At 64.6% G+C, this 18,453-nt stretch carries 18 protein-coding genes; 11 read left to right on the top strand and 7 right to left on the bottom strand.

All coding sequences use genetic code 11. The features are described from left to right. Window positions 1-68 precede the first annotated feature (68 nt). Window positions 69-1,574, top strand: coding sequence for a cell division protein FtsZ (gene ftsZ / locus MUN81_RS13265; protein ID WP_245111096.1), 1,506 nt, complete (start codon window positions 69-71; stop codon window positions 1,572-1,574). A gap of 223 nt (window positions 1,575-1,797) precedes the next feature. Continuing rightward, window positions 1,798-2,853, top strand: a complete 1,056-nt coding sequence (locus MUN81_RS13260; protein WP_245111095.1) for a hypothetical protein — start codon at window positions 1,798-1,800, stop codon at window positions 2,851-2,853. A 33-nt stretch (window positions 2,854-2,886) separates the two neighbouring features. Here MUN81_RS13260 and MUN81_RS13255 read toward each other — a convergent pair whose 3' ends face one another. The 3 genes from MUN81_RS13255 to MUN81_RS13245 form a co-directional block, all read right to left on the bottom strand. Beyond that, window positions 2,887-3,978, bottom strand: a complete 1,092-nt coding sequence (locus MUN81_RS13255) for an acyltransferase (protein ID WP_245111093.1) — start codon at window positions 3,976-3,978, stop codon at window positions 2,887-2,889. Continuing rightward, a complete protein-coding gene (locus MUN81_RS13250) occupies window positions 3,978-4,712 on the bottom strand; it encodes a YebC/PmpR family DNA-binding transcriptional regulator (RefSeq protein ID WP_245111091.1) in 735 nt (244 codons plus the stop codon). The genes MUN81_RS13255 and MUN81_RS13250 overlap by 1 nt, the downstream gene beginning before the upstream one ends. A 119-nt stretch (window positions 4,713-4,831) precedes the next feature. Beyond that, window positions 4,832-5,317, bottom strand: a complete 486-nt coding sequence (locus MUN81_RS13245; RefSeq protein ID WP_245111090.1) for a hypothetical protein — start codon at window positions 5,315-5,317, stop codon at window positions 4,832-4,834. A gap of 204 nt (window positions 5,318-5,521) precedes the next feature. Here MUN81_RS13245 and MUN81_RS13240 point away from each other — a divergent pair, with 204 nt between their 5' ends. After that, on the top strand, window positions 5,522-7,654 hold the full coding sequence (locus MUN81_RS13240) for a tetratricopeptide repeat protein (RefSeq protein ID WP_245111088.1): 2,133 nt from the start codon (window positions 5,522-5,524) through the stop codon (window positions 7,652-7,654). On the opposite strand, the gene MUN81_RS13235 is transcribed toward MUN81_RS13240, so the two are convergent. After that, window positions 7,651-8,409 (bottom strand): LytTR family DNA-binding domain-containing protein, encoded by a 759-nt coding sequence (locus MUN81_RS13235; protein WP_245111086.1) that lies wholly within the window; start codon window positions 8,407-8,409, stop codon window positions 7,651-7,653. The genes MUN81_RS13240 and MUN81_RS13235 overlap by 4 nt on opposite strands. 263 nt (window positions 8,410-8,672) lie before the next feature. Between MUN81_RS13235 and MUN81_RS13230 the strand changes: the two genes are divergently transcribed. The 4 genes from MUN81_RS13230 (at window position 8,673) to MUN81_RS13215 (ending at window position 11,526) form a co-directional block, all read left to right on the top strand. Then, on the top strand, window positions 8,673-8,921 hold the full coding sequence (locus tag MUN81_RS13230) for a hypothetical protein (protein WP_245111085.1): 249 nt from the start codon (window positions 8,673-8,675) through the stop codon (window positions 8,919-8,921). A 77-nt stretch (window positions 8,922-8,998) separates the two neighbouring features. Beyond that, window positions 8,999-9,973, top strand: coding sequence for a hypothetical protein (locus MUN81_RS13225; RefSeq protein WP_245111083.1), 975 nt, complete (start codon window positions 8,999-9,001; stop codon window positions 9,971-9,973). Window positions 9,974-10,026: 53 nt separating this feature from the next. Next, the gene (locus MUN81_RS13220) at window positions 10,027-10,572 is read left to right on the top strand and encodes a hypothetical protein (RefSeq protein ID WP_245111081.1); all 546 of its coding nucleotides are present in this window, start codon (window positions 10,027-10,029) and stop codon (window positions 10,570-10,572) included. A 42-nt stretch (window positions 10,573-10,614) separates the two neighbouring features. Further along, entirely contained in the window at window positions 10,615-11,526 is a 912-nt protein-coding gene (locus tag MUN81_RS13215) for an arginase family protein (protein WP_245111080.1), read from the top strand. Between the two features lie 7 nt (window positions 11,527-11,533). Here MUN81_RS13215 and MUN81_RS13210 read toward each other — a convergent pair whose 3' ends face one another. Continuing rightward, window positions 11,534-12,553 carry an MBL fold metallo-hydrolase gene (locus tag MUN81_RS13210; RefSeq protein WP_245111078.1) on the bottom strand — a complete coding sequence of 340 codons (1,020 nt, stop codon included), beginning with the start codon at window positions 12,551-12,553 and terminating at the stop codon, window positions 11,534-11,536. A gap of 219 nt (window positions 12,554-12,772) precedes the next feature. On the opposite strand from MUN81_RS13210, the gene MUN81_RS13205 reads away from it, so the two are divergent. Continuing rightward, complete coding sequence (locus MUN81_RS13205; protein WP_245111076.1) at window positions 12,773-13,588, top strand: DUF4097 family beta strand repeat-containing protein; 816 nt, start codon at window positions 12,773-12,775, stop codon at window positions 13,586-13,588. A gap of 68 nt (window positions 13,589-13,656) precedes the next feature. On the opposite strand, the gene MUN81_RS13200 is transcribed toward MUN81_RS13205, so the two are convergent. Next, window positions 13,657-13,929, bottom strand: a complete 273-nt coding sequence (locus MUN81_RS13200) for a hypothetical protein (RefSeq protein WP_245111075.1) — start codon at window positions 13,927-13,929, stop codon at window positions 13,657-13,659. Between the two features lie 141 nt (window positions 13,930-14,070). Between MUN81_RS13200 and hutU the strand changes: the two genes are divergently transcribed. Together hutU and MUN81_RS13190 are read left to right on the top strand one after the other, a co-directional pair. Further along, entirely contained in the window at window positions 14,071-15,849 is a 1,779-nt protein-coding gene (gene hutU / locus MUN81_RS13195) for a urocanate hydratase (RefSeq protein ID WP_245111073.1), read from the top strand. A 66-nt stretch (window positions 15,850-15,915) separates the two neighbouring features. Beyond that, window positions 15,916-16,524, top strand: coding sequence for a hypothetical protein (locus MUN81_RS13190; RefSeq protein ID WP_245111070.1), 609 nt, complete (start codon window positions 15,916-15,918; stop codon window positions 16,522-16,524). A 122-nt stretch (window positions 16,525-16,646) separates the two neighbouring features. On the opposite strand, the gene MUN81_RS13185 is transcribed toward MUN81_RS13190, so the two are convergent. Continuing rightward, window positions 16,647-17,510, bottom strand: a complete 864-nt coding sequence (locus MUN81_RS13185; protein WP_245111069.1) for a carboxypeptidase-like regulatory domain-containing protein — start codon at window positions 17,508-17,510, stop codon at window positions 16,647-16,649. Window positions 17,511-17,698: 188 nt separating this feature from the next. Between MUN81_RS13185 and MUN81_RS13180 the strand changes: the two genes are divergently transcribed. Next, the gene (locus MUN81_RS13180) at window positions 17,699-18,427 is read left to right on the top strand and encodes a hypothetical protein (protein WP_245111067.1); all 729 of its coding nucleotides are present in this window, start codon (window positions 17,699-17,701) and stop codon (window positions 18,425-18,427) included. Window positions 18,428-18,453 lie beyond the last annotated feature (26 nt).

Genomic DNA, 18,453 nt, shown 5'->3' with positions numbered 1-18,453 from the left:
GAGATGCTAAACCATTGCGGCGCGGGCGCGATAAGTTGTTTCGCTTCGCTCAACATGACAACTTTATTATGAATTACAAATTCGACATTCCGGCCCAGAACAAGTCCATCATCAAGGTGATTGGCGTGGGTGGCGGGGGCTCCAATGCCGTGAAGCACATGCATAAGCAGGGCATCAAGGACGTGGAGTTCATTATTTGCAATACCGACCACCAGGCGCTGCAAAGCTCGACGGTGCCCAATAAGCTGCAGATTGGCGTGGACCTGACCGAGGGCCTCGGCGCGGGTGCTAAGCCCGAGCGTGGCCGCCAGGCCGCCATCGAGAGCAAGGAGCAAATCCGCGACCTGCTCAACCAAGGCACCAAGATGCTATTCATCACGGCTGGCATGGGCGGTGGCACGGGCACGGGGGCGGCCCCGGTAATTGCGCAGGTAGCGCAGGAACTGGGCATCCTCACCGTGGGCATCGTGACGGCGCCTTTCATGTTTGAAGGCAAAAAGAAGCGCCAGCAGGCCGAAGAAGGCATCAAAGCACTGAGCGAACACTGCGACACGGTGCTGGTGATTCTCAACGACAAGCTGCCGCAGATTTATGGCAACCTGACCATGGGCGCCGCCTTTGCCAAGGCCGATACCGTGCTGACCACGGCCGCCAAGTCCATTGCCGAAATCATCACGGTGACGGCCGACGTGAACGTGGACTTTGAAGACGTGAAAACGGTGATGAAGGACAGCGGGGCCGCCGTAATGGGCAGCAGCGTGACCGAAGGCGAAAACCGCGCCCGCCGCGCCGCCGAGGAAGCCCTGAACTCGCCGCTGCTCAACAACACCGACATCCACGGCGCGCAGCGCATTCTGCTCTCCATCATGTCGGGCGCTGAGCACGAGCTGGAGATGGACGAGCTGACGGAAATCACGGAGTATATCCAGGAGAAAGCCGGTCAGGACGCGGAAATGATTTTCGGCCACGGCATCGACGAGTCGCTGGGCCAGAGCATCCGGGTGACGGTGATTGCCACGGGTTTTGCACGCGAGGCGCATTCCATCACCACGCCCGCTATGGGCGGGGCGGTTGCGGCTGAGCCTGCCGCCACTGCTCCGGTTGCGGAGGCTCCCCGGACGGAGGCAGCGCCTGCGCCGGTTTCTAACCCGACTTCGGCGCCGTTTGTGCCCAGCTTTGGGGCCCCCGAGCCGGCCCGCGTGACCTTCGACTTGAATGGACCTTCGGCCCACACGGCACCGCCGCTGGCAGGTATCCCGGCCACCGCTCCCGGTGAGCCCGTGCTGACCTCGAACGCACCCGCCCCGGCCCCCGAGGCCACTGCGGCTGGCGCTGGCCGCCCGCGCCCGGCCATGGATGCCCAGGCCCTGGAGCGCCGGCGGCGCCTGCAGGAGCTGAGCAACGGCCTGCCCCCCGAGGCGGTAAGCCAATACGACACGCCCGCCTACCTGCGTCGACAGGTGAAGCTGGAAAACGTGGAGCCCAGCTCGGCGCAAAACATCTCGCGCTTCAACCTGTCGGACGACAATGAACTGCTGGGCGACAACCGCTTCCTGCACGACAACGTCGACTAAACGCTGAATTATTCTGGAAAAAGCCGTCGTAGCCCTGCTGCGACGGCTTTTTTGTAGCTCACCTTTATCAAGTCGCGTGCACATCGAGAAAGATACTGACGACAATGGTTGGCCTGATGGAGCTTTCCGGCTGAACCTGGCGGGCGCGGCTGTTGCGCTGGTTGGGCTGTTCTGGCACATGACTGCAAATGGGCTGCACACAACCAGCGACTCGATTTATTACATGGCAGCTGCCCGCAGCTGGGCGCAAAGTGGGCGCCTGCTGCACCCCGATGGTAGCCTGTACCGCTACTGGGGGCCGCTGTACCCCCTGCTGCTGGCAATAGGCGAAAGCACCTGGGCCACCCGCTGTCTGCACGGCTTAGCGCTGGCAGGAAACCTGTGGCTGTGGGGAATGGTGGGCCGCATGCTCCTGCCGGTCAAGCGGGCGCTGGTACTGCCGTGGGCCCTGGCCCTGAGCACGGCCATGATGGTGCCGACGGCATTTGTGTGGTCAGAAACAGTGTTTGCGCTCTTGCTGGCCGCGTACGTGTATGCGTTGTTGCAATGGTGCCGAACCGACCGTGCTGGCTGGCTCGCAGTGGCCACTGGGGCGGCTTTTCTCATTCCGTTGCAGCGTACGGCGGGCATGGCCCTGCTGGCCGGAGTGGGGGTAGGGGCGCTGTTGTATCCGGGGCGCCTGCGGAAGTGGCGGCTGCTGTTGCTGCACGGGGCGGCAGCGGCAGCGGGAGGCGTGGCCTGGAACTATTACGCGGAGCGGGTGGCGGGTACGCGTCCGGACCGTGGCTTTGGGACCTTGGCAAAGCTGTGGGGCTCGTTTTCGGATTACGGGTTTGTGTTCTTGCGTTGGTTTTTGCCGCTGCCGGCTGGTTGGCGCACAATGGCCGCAGGGTTGTTTTCGGTTGCGCTGCCGCTTTGGCTGAGCTGGCTTTGGCTGGGAAGCATCAAAAAAACAGCGCCAAACGCAGCGGCTGATGCCGGACGGCGCCTGCTCTGGATTACAGCGCTGGTGTATGTGCTGGGGCTACTGCTGGCCGTGAACATGACGCGCGGCGCCACAGGGCTGTACGATGCCGAGCGGTATGCGGCGGTGCTCAGTGGCCCGGTGCTGCTGCTAGCCTTGGCAGCTTGGCCCAGAGCCGGGAAACCCTGGGCAACGTGGGCTCAGCGCGGCGTGCTGGCGGCCTGGCTGGCGTATTCGGCCGTGCGGGTGGGGCACAACGTGCTGGTGCTACGATTACCCGAGACGGTGGAAGTATTCGCGCCCAGTCATCCCTAGCGGCATTGGGGGGCTTCGTAACTGCGCGAGTGGCTAAGCACGCTGGTATTCCAGCTTGTTCTTCCAGCGGTTGAGGGGGGCTTCCAGCCACACCCACGATGCCCAAGCCAGCACGAATACCAGTGGCAAGAGAAACACAACCGTAGGCAATGGCCCCAGCCAGAAGTGTCGCGCCTCCGTGCTGGGGAACAGCCGATACACGGCCCGCTGATAAAAAACCGGCAGCATAAGATGGTACAGATAAATGCCGTAGCTGCGCTGGCCTACCCAGCGGAGCAATGCCAGGACCCGGTTTTCAGAAGGAGGGCGCGTGGGCTGGTGCAAGGCCCAGTTGAGCGTGAGAGCGGCCGGCAAGCAGCCGGCAGTAGGGTACACGAGGCTCCACATTTCGTGGGCTTCATTCACGTACAACAGCAGCCACACTGCCGCCCAGGCCAGCCAGCCCACGGCCACCCAGCGAAAATGCGCAAAGCGTCGCACCCAGGGCTGCTGCTCGGCGTGGCGCAGCAGGGCCCCGGCCGCAAACATGTCGAGACAGGAGGGCATCAGGGCCAGTACCAATGACGCGCCCGGGTGCACCCAATAACCCCACACGTAGCGAAACGCCAGGCCGCTCAGCAGCACCAGGCTTAGCCAGCGCAGGCGCTTGGGCAGCACGGCCAGGGCCACGGGCCACAGTAGGTAAAACTGCTCATCCACGGCCATGGTCCAGTAGTGGCCCACGCCTTCACCCCAGTGCTGCAGGTGGTAGAAGAGCTGGTTGGAAACCGGCACGATGAACCACAGCGGGTACTCGTGCAAGGTGGCCAGGGGCAAGGCCGCGCCCACCAGCAGCGAAACGTAATACGGTGGCAGCGTGCGCGTAAGCCGGCGCAAATAGAAAATGCCCAGCCGGCGCGGCCAGCCGCCCGGCGCGCCTACGTACACCTTCTGTTTCCAGATGATGCCGGAAATGAAGTAGCCGCTCAGCACGAAAAACGTCATGCTGCCCATGTTGCTGATGGGAAACCGCGGGTGCGTCCAGTGCCCCAGAATGACCAGCAGGATGCCCACGGCCCGCACCGCGTCCAGCCCCGGGCGGTACGCCAGCGGGTGCGGGCCCGCGCCCACCGATGCCGTGGCCACTAGCCCATGGTGTGGTACACGGCCTGCACGTCCTCGTCTTCCTCAAACTTTTCGATGAGGGTGAGCACTTCTTCGGCTTGCTCGTCGGTGAGGCTGACGGTGGCGTTGGGCACGCGCTGCAGGTTGGCGCTCACCACGTTCAGGCCCTTGGCTTCGAGGGCTTTCTGCAGCTGGCCGAAATCGGTGAAGGCCGACTCGACCACGATGTATTTGTGCTCGGCGCCGTGCTCGTCTTCCTCGGTGGTTTCGTACACGTCTTCGGCGCCGAAATCAATGAGCTCCAGCTCCAGCTCGTCGCGGTCGAGGCCGGCGGCGTCGAGCTTGAACACGCCCTTGCGGGTGAAGGTGTAGTCCGAAGAGCCGGCCGTGCCCAGGGCGCCGTTGTTGCGGTTGAAATACAGGCGCACGTTGCTCACGGTGCGGGTGGGGTTGTCGGTGGCGGTTTCCACCACAATGGCCACGCCGTGCGGGCCGTAGCCCTCGTACACCACTTCTTGGTAGTCTTTCTCGTCCTTGCCGGTGGCGCGCTTGATGGCGGCCTCCACGCGGTCCTTGGGCATGTTCACGCCTTTAGCGTTCTGCATGGCGGTGCGCAGGCGGGCGTTGGTGTCGGGGTTGGGGCCGGATTCTTTCACGGCCATCACGATTTCTTTGCCAATGCGGGTGAAGTCTTTCGACATCCGGTCCCACCGCTTCATTTTGCGGCCTTTGCGAAATTCAAACGCGCGTCCCATAGGGGTCAGTTTTCAGTTAACAGTGAGCTGTGAACCGCTGCGGCGAAGCGCCCAAGGGGCAGAATCGGCGAAACGGGCCGCAAGTTAGCCAGAACGGGCGGGGGACGCCAAATGCGCGGCTATTTACGCCGGGCCGGAGCTTTCGGGCGGGGCTTGGGGGCCTTGCCGGGGGCTTTGGCAGGAGTGGCCACCAGGTCGTACACCCCGCGGTTGCCGGAGGGGTAGCCCAGGATGGTAATTGTAAGCTGGCGGGTGGTTGGCACAAAGCGGAAGGTGCCGCGCTGCACGTCGGCCCCTTTCAGGTCGGAAAATGCGAAGCGAATGCTGTCGCCGGCGAGCGCGAAGGTGCCGGTCTGGTTGAAGTAGTGCGGCGTGCCCGAGGCCACAATGCTCAGGTGCTTCTCGTAGGTGCCATCGGCCCGCAGGGTGAGGGTGCCGCCCACGCCGCTCACGCGGGTGGGCGGGCCGGCGCTGGTGGTGTCGTACACGGTGTAGGCCGTATAGGTATACGTTGAGTAGAAAGTGGGAGGCGCCGCCGGGGTTTGGGCCTGCGCCGTGGGCGCCAGCAAACACAATGAACCAGCAAGGCTAAGGAGGAGTCGCATAATTAAAACAGAGCCGCCCGCTGGCAAACCAAGCCCGGGGCTGAAATGAGTGAGAACGAAAGTAAAACCCGGGCGCTGAGCAACGCCCGGCGGCCGCATTTGGCAAAAGCGGTGCCGCTTCTTTTATTTACCGGAATTGGCAAGGGCATAAGTAATTGCGGAAGCATGGAAAAAAGTTTACCCCCGACACACCGGCGAACCCCTTTGAACAAGCGGCTGGCGAAAGCGGCGGCCACGCTGGCCAGCGGGCTGGTGCTGCTGGCCGCGGGGCCGCCTGCCGCGTCCGACACCGCCCGGGTGCGCGACCTGCTGCGCCAAAGCCAGGACCTGCTGCGCGCCGGCCAGAACGACGCCGCCCAGCCGCTGCTGCTGCAAGCTCGCGACCTGGCCCGCCGCACCCATTTCGCGGCCGGCGAAGTGGAAAGCCTGCGCGTGCTGGGCAAAGCCGAGCTGGTGCACGGCAGCTTTGCCGAAGCCCGCGCCTACCTGACCCAAGCCGTGACCTTGGCCCGGCGCACTTCCGGTCAGCCCGGCCTGGCCGACGTGCTCCTGACCTTGGGCCAAGTGGCCAACGAGCAAGACGACTACCCCGGCGCCCTGCGCGCCTGCGAAGAAGCCCTGCGGCTGTACCACGCCCGCGGCGCCGTGCGCGACGAGGCCCGGACCCGCAACGGCCTGGGCATTATTTACAGCAGCCGCGGCGACTTCCCGCGGGCGCTGGCCATGCTGCTGCCGGCCTTGCGCCAAACCCAGCAACTGGGCGACAGCGCCCTGCAGGCCAACTGCCTCACCAACCTGGGCAACGTCTATTTTCGGCACAACGACGCGCGACAAGCCCTGCATTATTTCGAGCAGGCCCTGCCGTTGGTGCGCCACCGGCCCGACCAGGGCGCGCTGGCCGACTGCCTGACCAACCTGGCCGCTGCGCATCAGCAGCTGGGCGAATTCAAGCAGGCCGAACCCTTCTATCAGCAAGCCATTGCCGTGTCGGAGCAGGCCGGCGAGCGGGCCCAGCTGGGCGTAGTGCTGAGCGATTACGCCCAGCTGCTCACCGACCAGCGGCGCCTGCCTGCCGCGCAGGCCACGCTGGAACGGGCGCGCGCGTTGCTGGAAAATTCCGGCGACGTCGGCACCCTGGCTGCCACGCTGGTGGCGCTGGGGCAGCTGCACAGCAAGCTCGGCCACGCGGCCGAGGCCGAAGCCCAGGCCCGCCGCGCCCTGGCCCTGGCCACGTCCGTTCAGGATTGGAGCGTGCAGGAATCAAGCGGGGCGCTGCTGGCCGGCCTGCTCAAGCGCCGCGGCGACTACCGCCAGGCGCTGCAGTACACCGAGCTGGCCCAGGCCGCGCACGATACCGTGTTTTCGCAATCCAAGGCCGAGGAAATGGGGCGGCTGCAGGGCGATTTTCAACTCAGCCAGGAGCGCGAGCGGGCCCAAGGTCTGGCCCGCACCGGCGAGGCCCAGCAGCAGCGCCTGCAGGCCCAGCAGCGCCAGCTCTGGGGCCTGGGGCTGGGCCTGGGCGTGGTGGCCGCCGCGGGGCTGGCCCTGTGGCGCCTCAACCGCCTGTTGGGCCGCAAAAACCAGCAAATTGAGGCGCAGCGGGCCGAGCTCACCGAGCTGAACGCGACCAAAGACCGGTTGTTTTCCATCATTGGGCACGACCTGCGCGGGCCGCTGCACTCGCTCCACGCCTTTGTGGAGCTGTTGGCCGGCCCCCCGCTGCCGCCCGATAAGCTGGCCCAGTACACCCAGCGCCTCACCCGCACCCTCGACCACACCCTGGCGCTGCTGGAAAACCTGCTGAACTGGGCCGCGCTGCAAATGCGGGCCGCCGGCCCACCTCGCCCCGAACCCCTGGACCTGGCCGCCCTGGTGGAAGAAAACATCGGCCTGCTGGCCGCGGCTGCCGAGGCGTCCCAGGTGAGCGTGGTGCACCACCTCACGGGCGACGAATGCGCCTGGGCCGACCCCGCCGCCGCGCGCCTGGTGCTGCGCAACCTGCTGGCCAACGCCATCAAGTTCACGCCGGCGGGCGGCACGGTGCAGGTATCGGCCCGGCGCGAGGGCGCCGCCTGGCAGCTGGCCGTGGCCGATACCGGCCGCGGCTTGCCCGAGCCCACGCCCTGGCAGGAGCTGCGCCCCGAAAGCCTGCCGTGCCGCGCCGGCGAGGGCGGCCAGGCCCGCAGCACCGGCCTGGGCCTGCTGCTGAGCCGCGACGTGCTGGCGCGCAACGGCGGCCGGCTGTGGGTGGCCAGCGCCGGACCCGGCCAGGGCACCACGTTTGCCCTAAGCCTGCCCGTGGCCGAGCCCGTGGCCGCGTCGGAAGCCGTTGGTTAAGCGGGCTTGTGGGGGTGGCGGCTCAGCAGGCGTTGCTGCACCACCTGCGCCAGCACCGCATCCCGAAAGGTGAGGCCCAGCGGCACTTCCACGTTGCCCACGCGCACGGCCTGCCCGGCCACGGCGTCGATGCGGCCGGCATTCACCAAATAGGAGCGGTGCGTGCGCACAAACAGGCTGGCCGGCAGTTGGTCTTCCATGTGCTTGAGGTTGACCAGGGTGATGTGCACGGTGCCGTCGGCAAGGTGCACCTTGCTGAAATCGCGCATGGCTTCCACGTAAGACACGTCGGCGTAGCGCACCTTCACATACTGAAGCTCGGTGCGAATGAAAAAGGCCTCGTTTTCGTCGACGGGCGCAACGGGTGGGCTGGCGGCCTCGGCGGCCCGGGCCCGCAACTGCAGCAGGGCTTTATCGATGGCCCGCAAAAAGCGCTCGAAACGCAGGGGCTTCACCAGGAAATCGACGGCGTCGAGGTCGTAAGTCGGCAGGGCGTATTCAGGGTGGGAGGTCATGAAAATGACCAGCGGCGGCCGCCGCAGGGCCCGCACCAGCTCTAGGCCGTTAAGCTCGGGCAGCTCAATGTCGGTAATGAGCAGGTCGACGGGGATGCGGGCCAGGTGTTCGAAGGCGGGCAGGGCGTCGGCGTACTGCCCGGCCAGCGTGAGGGCCGGAATGCGCGCCACGTAGCTGCTCGCTAGGTCGCTCACCAGTGGGTCGTCGTCGAGGACGAGGCAAGTGAATGGCGGAGACATGCGGTGGAAAGGAAAATACGGGCGTCGGCAAAACGGCTCGCCAGCCGCAGAAAGACGAGATGATGCCGGCGGCTTTAAGCCCAGTGGCTTCGGCCGGGTCAGCTTGTTTTACTTGTCCGCGCAAGGTAGCGCGTCGCTGGTTTTCGACCTAATGGCCCGTGGTGCAAGTCCTTCGCCGACGCCTCGCCGCGTCGGTCGACTTTATGGGCCGTTTGCTAGACGAGTCTAGGAGCCATAGGGAGGCGTCAATACTTTTCGGGTATATGGCTTTCGCGTTTCCGCATTCCCTCGCCGGTTGTCTGTCCGAATCCATGCGCCCACCTGATTCCAAAATCCCCGGCTTTCTCACCAAATGGCGGCGCATTGACTGGGTCGGCGCGTCGGCTTCGGGCGAGCCGGGCGCCACCGACGCCAAGAGTCCCGGCGGCTGGCTACCCGGCTTGGCCTGTTGGGTTGGCAGCATCGTGCAACGGGTGGCGATTTTTATCAAAAAAACGCAGAAAAAAGGGTGAATCAGGTTCGCTGCCACAGCGGTAGTAAGTCGGCCCGTCGCCGAACAATCAATTTAAACTCATTCAGGCCCACTTCAATGCAAACGGTTTCTTTGTTTCGCTTTCTCTTCGGGTGCATTCTAGTCACCAATCTGCTGCTCAACGCCCCTGTACTGGCTCAGCCGGCCTACAGCGGGCCCGCCGGGGCGGTCGTCTTTGCCAAAGCGCAGCAGCTGGAAGCCGCCGGCAATAAGGCCGCCGCTGCCGCTGCCTACCAGCAGGCGTACGAAGCCTACACCAGCGTCGACGATTCGGAGGGCATGACCAAAGCGCTGGCCCGCAAAAATGCCCTGAGCCGGCCCACCCCCGCGGCCGCGCCCGCCCGGCCCGCCGCCACCGCGGCCGCTGCTACCCAGCCACTGGCCGGCTCCGTGAAAGGCGGCCGTCCCGTGGGCTTGTTTTTCATGACGAGGTACTGGATTGCCACCCATTCGCTGGAAAAGTCGACGTACTACTTTGCCCCCAATGGCCAGGTGTATATAGACCCAACGGGGTTTTCGGCGGCCCAGCTGGCGGCCGTGCCGGCTGCCTCGCGGGGCAGCTACACGGTGGCGGGCGGCAAGCTCACCGTGCGCTGGACCAACGGCCAAACCGAAAGCGAGAACGTGGAGCCCCAGGCCGAAACCTTTGCCTGGAACATGGGCATCTTCCTGGCCGGGCGGCCCTTTGCGAGTGCCAGCCAACTGGTGGGGTCCTTTGAGGGCGGCAATTCCATCAGCACGAGCAGCGGCAGCGCGGCGGCGGTGAGCGGACTCACCTTCCGGGCCAATGGCACCTACAGCGGCGGCAGCGCCAGCAGCTTTGGCGGGCGCAACGAGGCCGGGGCCAGCACTTACTCGGCCGGCAGCAGCGGCGGCAGCGCCGGCCGCTGGAGCCTCAGCGGCTGGATGCTGACCCTTACTGACGCCGCCGGCCGCACCAGCAGTGGCGTGGCCTATCCCATCGAGAAAAACGAGAAAACGGGTCAAGTGACGCGCTTTTACTTCAATAACGTGGCTTACAAGCGGCTGTGATGCGTTAACAGCCCCGTTTTTTAATGCCAATGCACCTGATGTATTTTCGCCGCATGCACCGAATCGTCTACACCACCGCACTGGTTTGCGCAGCTGCCGGCCTGGCCCTGGCTCAGGCCAAAACTACCCCGAAAAAAGCTCCCGCCGCGGCCAGCCGCCCGGCGGTGCGCCCCGTGCCCGGCGGCCTGCCCACCAAGTTTTACACTACCTACACCTACACGGTGTACATGATTTACGCGCCCAAATACAGCCCCAAGCCCACCAACACGCGCGGCGTGGGCGGCACCCTCACGCTGGGGCCCACCGGACGCTACGAGAAAAAGCTGAAATTCCCGGGCCCCTACGGCACCAACCATTTCGACGAAGTGGGGCGTTACGCCCTCAAGGGCAAGAACATTGAGTTTACCTACAACGACTCCAAGGGCAAGGCCGTGACCTACGGCGGCACGTTCGACTACAACGAGCCGGCCCTGGCCCTGAGCATGGTGCTGAACCAGGAAGCCGACGGCGGCCGCGAAGTATTTGGGCTGGTGGTGGCGGGTTCCGAAACGGTGAAGCGCACCTTCAACGACGACGGCACCGTGAAAATGGGCAACTGAAGCGCCGGGGCTTTCCTTTGAGGAAAATTTAGCGCCCTGCGTATGCCCGTTTTTCTCCGCGACCTCATTCGCCCCGCCGCCGAGCTGCCCGACGCCGACGTGTGCCTCGTGGGCTTGCCCCTCGATTTTGGCACCGTGCTGGAAGGCGGCCGGGCCGGTGCCGCCGGCGCCCCCGACGCCATGCGCCGCGAGCTGCGCCGCTACCACAAGACTTACAACCTGGAGCACAACGTCAGCTTCGATGCCCTGCGCATTGCCGACGCCGGCAACCTCCGCCTTCGCCAGGCTGACCACGCTGCCAACCACGCCGAAATTCGTGCGCAGCTGGCCGCACTGCTGCGGCAATACCCGCGCGTGCTGGTGCTGGGCGGCTCCCACGACGGTACCTATTCAACCGTGCGCGGGCTGGTGGATGCCAACGACGGCCGGCCAGTGGGCGGCATCAATTTCGACGCCCACGCCGACGTGAAAGACAAGCCCGGCCTCATCAGCAGCGGCACGCCCTTCGGCAAGCTGCTGCGCGAGGGCTTCGTGCCGGGCGAGCGGTTCACCGAAATCGGCCTGCATTCCAACCTCAACACCCGCGAGGACATCGAGTTTCTGCACCAGCAGCAGGCGCACATTGTGCCGCTGGCCCACGTCCAGAAGGACGGGATGGACTTGTATGCCAGCCGCGCCCTGAGCCGGGCCACTTCGGGTGGCCCGGCCTTTGTGAGCTTCGACATTGATGGCTGCGCCGAGGCGTATGCGCCGGCGGTGTCGGCACCCAGCGCCGATGGCTTCACTCCCCGCCAGGCGGTGGAGGCAGCTTTCCTGGCGGGGCAAAAAGAGGCGGTCCGGCTGTTCGAAGTCGTGGAGTTTAATCCCCATTTCGACCGCGACAACCAGACCGCCCGTTTGTGTGCCACCATCATCACGGCCTATTTAACCGGGGTGGCCAGTCAGGTGGCGTAAGCGTGGCTTAGTCACCCACGCCGCCGCGATACAGCGGGGGAACGGGCGGCGACTGGTAGCCTTTTGACTTTTTCAATGCTGTGGAATAGGCGCGGTGCTGGGCATTGGCTTTGCGCGACTGGCGCCGTCCGCCGGAGAGCAGCCAGGCCGCGCCGGCCGCCAGCAGGCCCGCCCCGAAAATGGCCGCCTGCAGGGGTAGCTTGTCTTTGGGCGCGGGCGGGAGGTGCTCCACGCCGCTGGCGTCGGTGCGGGCGGGCTCGTGCACGTAGCGGCCGTGGCTGGGCACGGGATAATTATCGGCCAGGGCGCGCAAGCCGGCGGCCGCTGCCGTCCCCGTAATGACCGGGCCGTGGCCGCAGCCAATGGCTTTGGGCTCCAAATCGGCCAGCGTCTGCACCGAGGTGCGCGCCGCTTCCCAATCGTAATTGAATGGGGTGCCGGCGCGGCTGATTTTGGGCAGACCCAGCAGCACGGCGGGCACCGAGTCGTGGTGGCAGGTGGCAAAGGCATCGGCCCCGAGCAGGGTGCCGTCGGCGGGCCGGAAGAAGGCCAGTTGGCCGGGGGCATGGCCGGGCACGTGCAGCCAGCGCCAGTTCATGAGGAAAGGGGCAGCCGGGTCGTCGGTGTTGAGGGCCTGCACCCGCTCTTCCAGGTTGGGCAGCTGCGAGGGGAAAAAGCGGCTCATGAAGGCCAGGGAGCCGCCCACGGTAGGGTCGCGCGGCGGGTATTGGGCCTTGCCGGTGAGGTAGGGCAGCTCCAGGGGATGGGCCACCACGGGCACCTTCCAGTGGTCGGCCAGCTCGCGGGCCGAGCCGAGGTGGTCGAGGTGGCCGTGGGTGAGCAGGATGGCTTCGGGGCGGGTGCCGGGGTAGAAAAGCTTGTCGGCGGCGGCGATGATGGTTTTTTCACTGCCCGGCAGGCCGGTGTCGACGAGCACCCACTCACCGGGGGTGCCGGTTTCGACGAAGTAGACATTGACAAAGCGCTGAATGCGCAGCTGGGTGACACCGGCGGCTACTGTATCCATAGAAAAGCGGTTTGGGATGGTTAGGAGTGGAACATGCATACGGCAAACCCGGCAGAAAGTAGGCACGCAGTGCCGAGCTTACCTAAAAAGCCGAGACGTGCTGTAACGAATTCGACTTAGCCCGGTAATCGATTCAAACGCCGCAGAAAGCCCGCTTGCCGGAGCTGCATCTGCGTCGCGGCATTAATTCAACCTTCACTTTTTACCCCCGCCAACCCCATGAAAACCCTTCTTTCTGCATTCGTTCTATCCCTGGCTGCTCTTTCAGCCAACGCCCAAACCACCGCTGAGCCGCAGTTCAACATGAGCTGCGACGAAGGCAATTGGGGCCGCAATAGCGGCGAAAGCAAGCGCTACTGCGAAACCCGCGACCTGACGATGAGCGCGCCCGCCGGCCAGCCGCTGGCCATCGAGGGCGGCGCCAACGGCGGCATCACGGTGCACGGCTGGTCGGGCGCTAACGTCCGCATCCGGGCCAAGGTGACGAGCTGGGCCAGCACCGAGGCAGAAGCGCAGAGCCGCGTGAAAGCCGTGAGCATCAGTGCTGCCAGCAATACGTTGCGGGCCACATCCACCGATAAAGACGAGCAGTACAGCGTGAGCTACGAGGTGTTTGTGCCCCGCCAGACGGCTCTGACGCTTAACACCCTGAACGGCGGCATTCACATCGAGAATATGCAGTCGGAGGTGAAATTTCACGCCACCAACGGCGGCGTCTCGCTGGACAACCTGGGCGGGCAGGTGACGGGCCAGACCGTGAACGGCGGCCTCAGCATCAACCTGAGCGGCAAGCAGTGGGAGGGCAAAGGCCTCGACGTGGCCACCACCAACGGCGGCATTCGCTGGCGTGTGCCGCAGGACTACTCGGCCCAGCTGTTTACGAGCACCAACATGGGGAATATCCGGGCCAATTTCCCCGTCACCAAAACGGGCTTTCTGCGCCGCGAGCTGGCCACCAGCCTGGGCAAAGGCGGCGCCCAGGTGAAGGCCGTGACAACTAATGGCGGCGTGAGCGTGGAGCAAAGCCGCGACTAGCAACGGCCCTCATTAATTTAACAACCCCCTCATGCTACGGCAGGAGGGGGTTGTTGCGTTAAACGGCCTTAGCAGGCACAGCTGAAATCGGGGTAGTCGGCGTAGCCCGGCGCAGGCTTGTCGTCGAGGCGGATGAGGTGGTCGAGCCGGATTTCCTCGCCCGACTTCAGGCGCATGTACTCCACCTTGTCGCGGATGAAAAGTGTCTCAATCACGCCCGAGCCGAGGCAAAGCTGGCGCAGGTCGTTGAAATACTGCAGGTCGACGCGGCGGCGCTGGGTGGCGGCGGCTTCGAGCAGGTCGTAGTAGTTGCAGTCGATGGGTTTATAGTCGGTGTTCATGGAAGGCGAATGTAGCGGGGCCTCGGCGAGTCCGTGTGCGGTCGGAAGTGTACGAAAAACTTGCATGGGGCGGGCATGCGCGGACGCGCCGAGGCCACGCTACATTTTCCTATCTTCGCCGCACCACCCAAAACCCCACCCATGACGCCCACCGCTACGCCCACGGCCGAGCTCAACCTCGAAGCCAACTCCCTCTCCACCGCCACCGGCGCTGCCCCGCAAAAGCCCGACGGCAAGCGCCCCATGTTCTACGAGTTCAAGCCCACCGAAACGGTGAAGGCCAAGCACGGCACCGAGCTGCGCTGCAAAACCTGGGAAGCCGAAGCTGCCTTGCGCATGCTGGAAAACAACCTCGACCCCGCCGTTTCGCTGGTGTACGACGAGCTGATTGTGTACGGCGGTGCCGGCCGCGCCGCCCGCAACTGGAAGGAATACCAGACCATCGTGAAGACCCTACAGGAGCTGGAAGCCGACGAAACCATGCTGGTGCAGAGCGGCAAGGCCGTGGGCGTGCTCAAAACCTGGCCCCACGCCCCGCGCGTGCTCATCGCCAACAGCAACATCGTGCCCGCCTGGAGCACCCAGGAATACTTCGACGAGCTCGACAAAATGGGCCTGATGATGTACGGCCAAATGACGGCCGGCTCCTGGATTTACATCGCCACCCAAGGCATCTTGCAGGGCACTTATGAGACGTTTGCGGCCATGGCCGACCAGCACTTCGGCGGCAGCCTGCGCGGCACCATCACCGTCACGGCGGGCTTGGGCGGCATGAGCGGCGCCCAGCCCCTGGCCGTGACCATGAACGACGGCGTGTGCCTCGTCATCGAGCCCATCGACGAGCGGGTGAAGCAGAAAGTGCGCGAAGGCTACGTGGACGAGCAGGCCCGCGACCTCACCCATGCCCTGGAGCTATGCGAACAGGCCAAAGCTGACGGCAAAGGCTGGTCGGTGGGCCTCACCGGCAACGCCGCCACGGTGCTGCCGCGCCTGCTGGAGCTGGGCTTCCAGGCTGACATCGTGACCGACCAAACCTCGGCCCACGACCTGATGGACTACATCCCCGAAGGCGAAATAGGGGAGGTGCTGGCCTTGAAAACGGAGAATCCTGAGGAGTTCAAGAAGCAGGCGCTGGCGTCCATCGTGAAGCACGTGGAGGCCATTCTGGAGATGCAGCGCCGCGGCACCGTCGCCGTGGACTACGGCAACAACCTGCGCGGCCAGGCCGAAAAAGGCGGCCTGAACGTGCGCGACGAAAACGGCCAGTTCCTGTACCCCGGCTTTGTGCCCGGCTACATTCGCCCGCTGTTTTGCGAGGGCAAGGGACCTTTCCGCTGGGCAGCCCTCAGCGGCGACCCGCAGGATATTCTGCGCATCGACCGCGCCCTGCTCGAAACCTTCCCCGACAACAAGATGCTGGCCCGCTGGATTGAGAAGGCCCAGGCCAAAGTACCCTTCATTGGCCTGCCGGCCCGCGTGTGCTGGCTCGGCTATGGCGAGCGCGAAAAGTTCGGCCTTGTCATCAACGACCTCGTGGCGCGGGGCGAAGTCTCGGCCCCCATCGTCATCGGCCGCGACCACCTCGACTGCGGCTCCGTCGCCTCGCCCAACCGCGAAACCGAAGGCATGAAGGACGGCTCCGACGCCGTGGCCGACTGGCCCCTGCTCAACGCCCTGGCCAACTGCGCCAGCGGCGCCGACTGGGTGAGCCTGCACAACGGCGGCGGCGTGGGCATCGGCAACAGCACCCACTCCGGCATGGTGATAGTGGCGACAGGAACCCCCGAAAAAGCCGAGCGCCTGCGCCGCGTCCTCACCACCGACCCCGGCATGGGCATCTTCCGCCACGCCGACGCCGGCTACGAGCTGGCCCAGGACGTGGCCCGCGAGCGAGGCGCCAAAATTCCGGGCATGAAGTAAAAAAAGGGGCGGGGCTTGTACCCGCCCCTTTTTTAGAATCACGTTACTTAATTCTACCAAATGTTGATGAACCGTCTGCTCCCCCTGACTTCCGTGTTGCTCGGCTTGGTCGCCTGCCAAAGCACCCCCGACACTCCCAACGCCCCAGACGTGGCGGCCCCTGCTGCCGCTACGTCCGGGCCCGCGCAAACTGGGCCCCTCGACCCGGAGCACATTGAGGCCAGCATGGTTTCCGTCGAGGGCTTACCAAAGGGAGAAATCAGCACGGCCGAACTCACGCGTCAACTGGGACGCCCCGCCCGCGTGGCCAAAGGCGCGGTGGAGTGCGGCGGCGTACTGGCAACCGAAAAAAGCCCCGTCGGCGATATCTGGTACTATGGCAAAACGATATACGAGGTGAACGGGAGCCGCGCCATTCTGACCGGCTTTGACGTCACCACCGGCAAGTATCGGGGCAAAATTGGGCAATTAGTACTCAACCAGAATACTACTTTTGAGGACGTCCGTCGCTTCTTCCCCAAGGCCGCCAAGGCTGTCGACACGCCCGCCACCGGCCGCCCCGGCGAAGAAATGTATTTGCCATTCTACGAGAAGAATGTGCCCATGGACGGCTCACTGAACCTGCTTTTCAAACAGGGGCGCCTGCAAGAGGTACTGTTTTTTAGTCCCTGCTAGCTGTTGTAACCTGCCCGGTAGTTGCTTGAAAAAAGCGCTTTGCGAATCAATTGTATAGCGCTGACTTCACGAGGTAAATGTTTGCAGGGCATGGCTTGGGCCAATGGATTGCGCCGCCAGCACTACTCGTACTGCTGCACCGCCAAGTACATGCTCACGTTGGCGGCGTATTTTTCCCAGTGGGCCTGGCTTTTCTGGCGGATGAGGGTGCGGTTTATCAACGTGGGCATCAGGACCGGGCCGCTCAGGCGCTGGCTGTTGGGCGTGGCTTTTTCGCCTTGCAGCCACTGTATGCCGGCCGCCACGGTCTGGCCCTTGGTGAGGTGCAGATTGTAGCGGCGCAGGTCGAGGCCTACCCAACCGGTGCGTTGGTTCGGTACCCTGAATTGGATGTCGTCGGCCACCAGGAGGCGGTCGGGTTTGCCGTGCTGCATGTCGTAGAGCAGGAAGCGCAGGCGCAAGGAGCGAAACTCGTTGTGGGCGAAGTACACCCGGAAACTATCGACGAAGCTGTTTTTGCGCACGCGCACCATGGTGGCTAGTTCCCAACCGCGCATTTCGCGCACGTCGGCGGCGCTGTCGGTGGTCCACTGCATGGGCGAGAAGGCGCTCCGACAGCCCAGAAAGCCTGGCTGCATGTGTGGCCGGCGCACCTGCACCTCCTGCAGCAGGTGGCTCAGGGGCTGCAGCGTCCATACGGCCTCGGGCCGACGCAGCTGCTCCACTGTGAGAGCCAGCGAGCGAAAGCCCACGCAGGAAATAATGACCGAATCGGCATTGGCCAGGGTAGCAGGGGCCGCAAAGGCAAAGCGTCCCGTTTCGTCGGCCGTCGAGCCGATGGATTTGCCCTTCACGCCAACGCTGGCAAACGGCACCGGCTGGCCCGAGGCGGCCACCACGCGACCTTGCAGCCGCACGGTTTGGGCGAAAGAATCAGGGATGAAAGGGAGTGTGAAAATCAGCAACAGAAAAAGGCGTGAAAGCATAGCGGCAAAAAGTATCAGAGTTGCCAAACAGATACCTGCGCCTGGTTTTTCGTTGCTTGGCTGGTACTTCATTGCCGCTACCTTCCCCAAAGTCCTCCGAAACCAGCTTTACGGTCCCGCGTACAGCAGCACCACGATTCCGGTAACTCCGTACGGCGATGCGCAAGCTTTTTCTATCTGCTAAATGCTTGCGCTTGTCGGTTCTGGGCAGCGCGCCGGTTGGGTGGCGGGCGCAGTGGCTGCGCCTGGCGCTTATGGGAGCAGGCTTACTGGCCCTGGCGTCGTGTTCCGACGATTCGTCCCGACCGGAAAACTCCGAGCTGCGCGTCGACCCGCCCGCTACTTCCACCAACGTAGGCGCCGCGCCCGCGAGGCCTGCCTCGGCTGATGCATCCGCCACGGGCCCGCTTGTCGGCATTGGCCGCCGCTACCAAGTGGCCGTGGGCACGGCCTACTTCTTCGACCAGCCCGAGCAGTCGACCCCCAACGGCCGCTACCTGCGGCGCGGCGACACATTTTACGGCGAAGGCGAAACCAACGGCTTCGTAAAAACCGGTTTCGTGCAGCCTGACGGTGCCGCCGGCACCGCGTGGCTGAAAGGGGGCGAGCTGCGCCAGCTGCCGGGCAGCTCTGAAACGGCGAAACTCCTGCCCAGGGCCCCCGCCGCCCAGCCCGCTCGAGCCCAAGCGCTTCCTGAGGCATCGACCCCGGCCGGCCAAGGCCAAACGGCAGTAGTGCAATCGGCCCGGGCCTACTTTCATACCTCGCCCGACCTGTTGACACCCCGCAAGGCCTACTGCGAGCGCGGCGACAAAGTACGTATTCTCGATGCCCAGGGGCCGGCCGTTTACGTCACATTCACCAATTGGGAGAAGGTGACCACCACCGGCTGGATGCGTCGGACCGACCTGCAGTAGGCCGGCTGCACCGACGCCTGAAAGGG

The sequence above is a fragment of the Hymenobacter sp. 5317J-9 genome, assembly GCF_022921075.1.
GTDB lineage: Bacteria > Bacteroidota > Bacteroidia > Cytophagales > Hymenobacteraceae > Hymenobacter.
The sequence above is the reverse complement of the archived record's forward strand: the minus strand, read 5'-3'. Positions and strand labels throughout refer to the sequence as shown.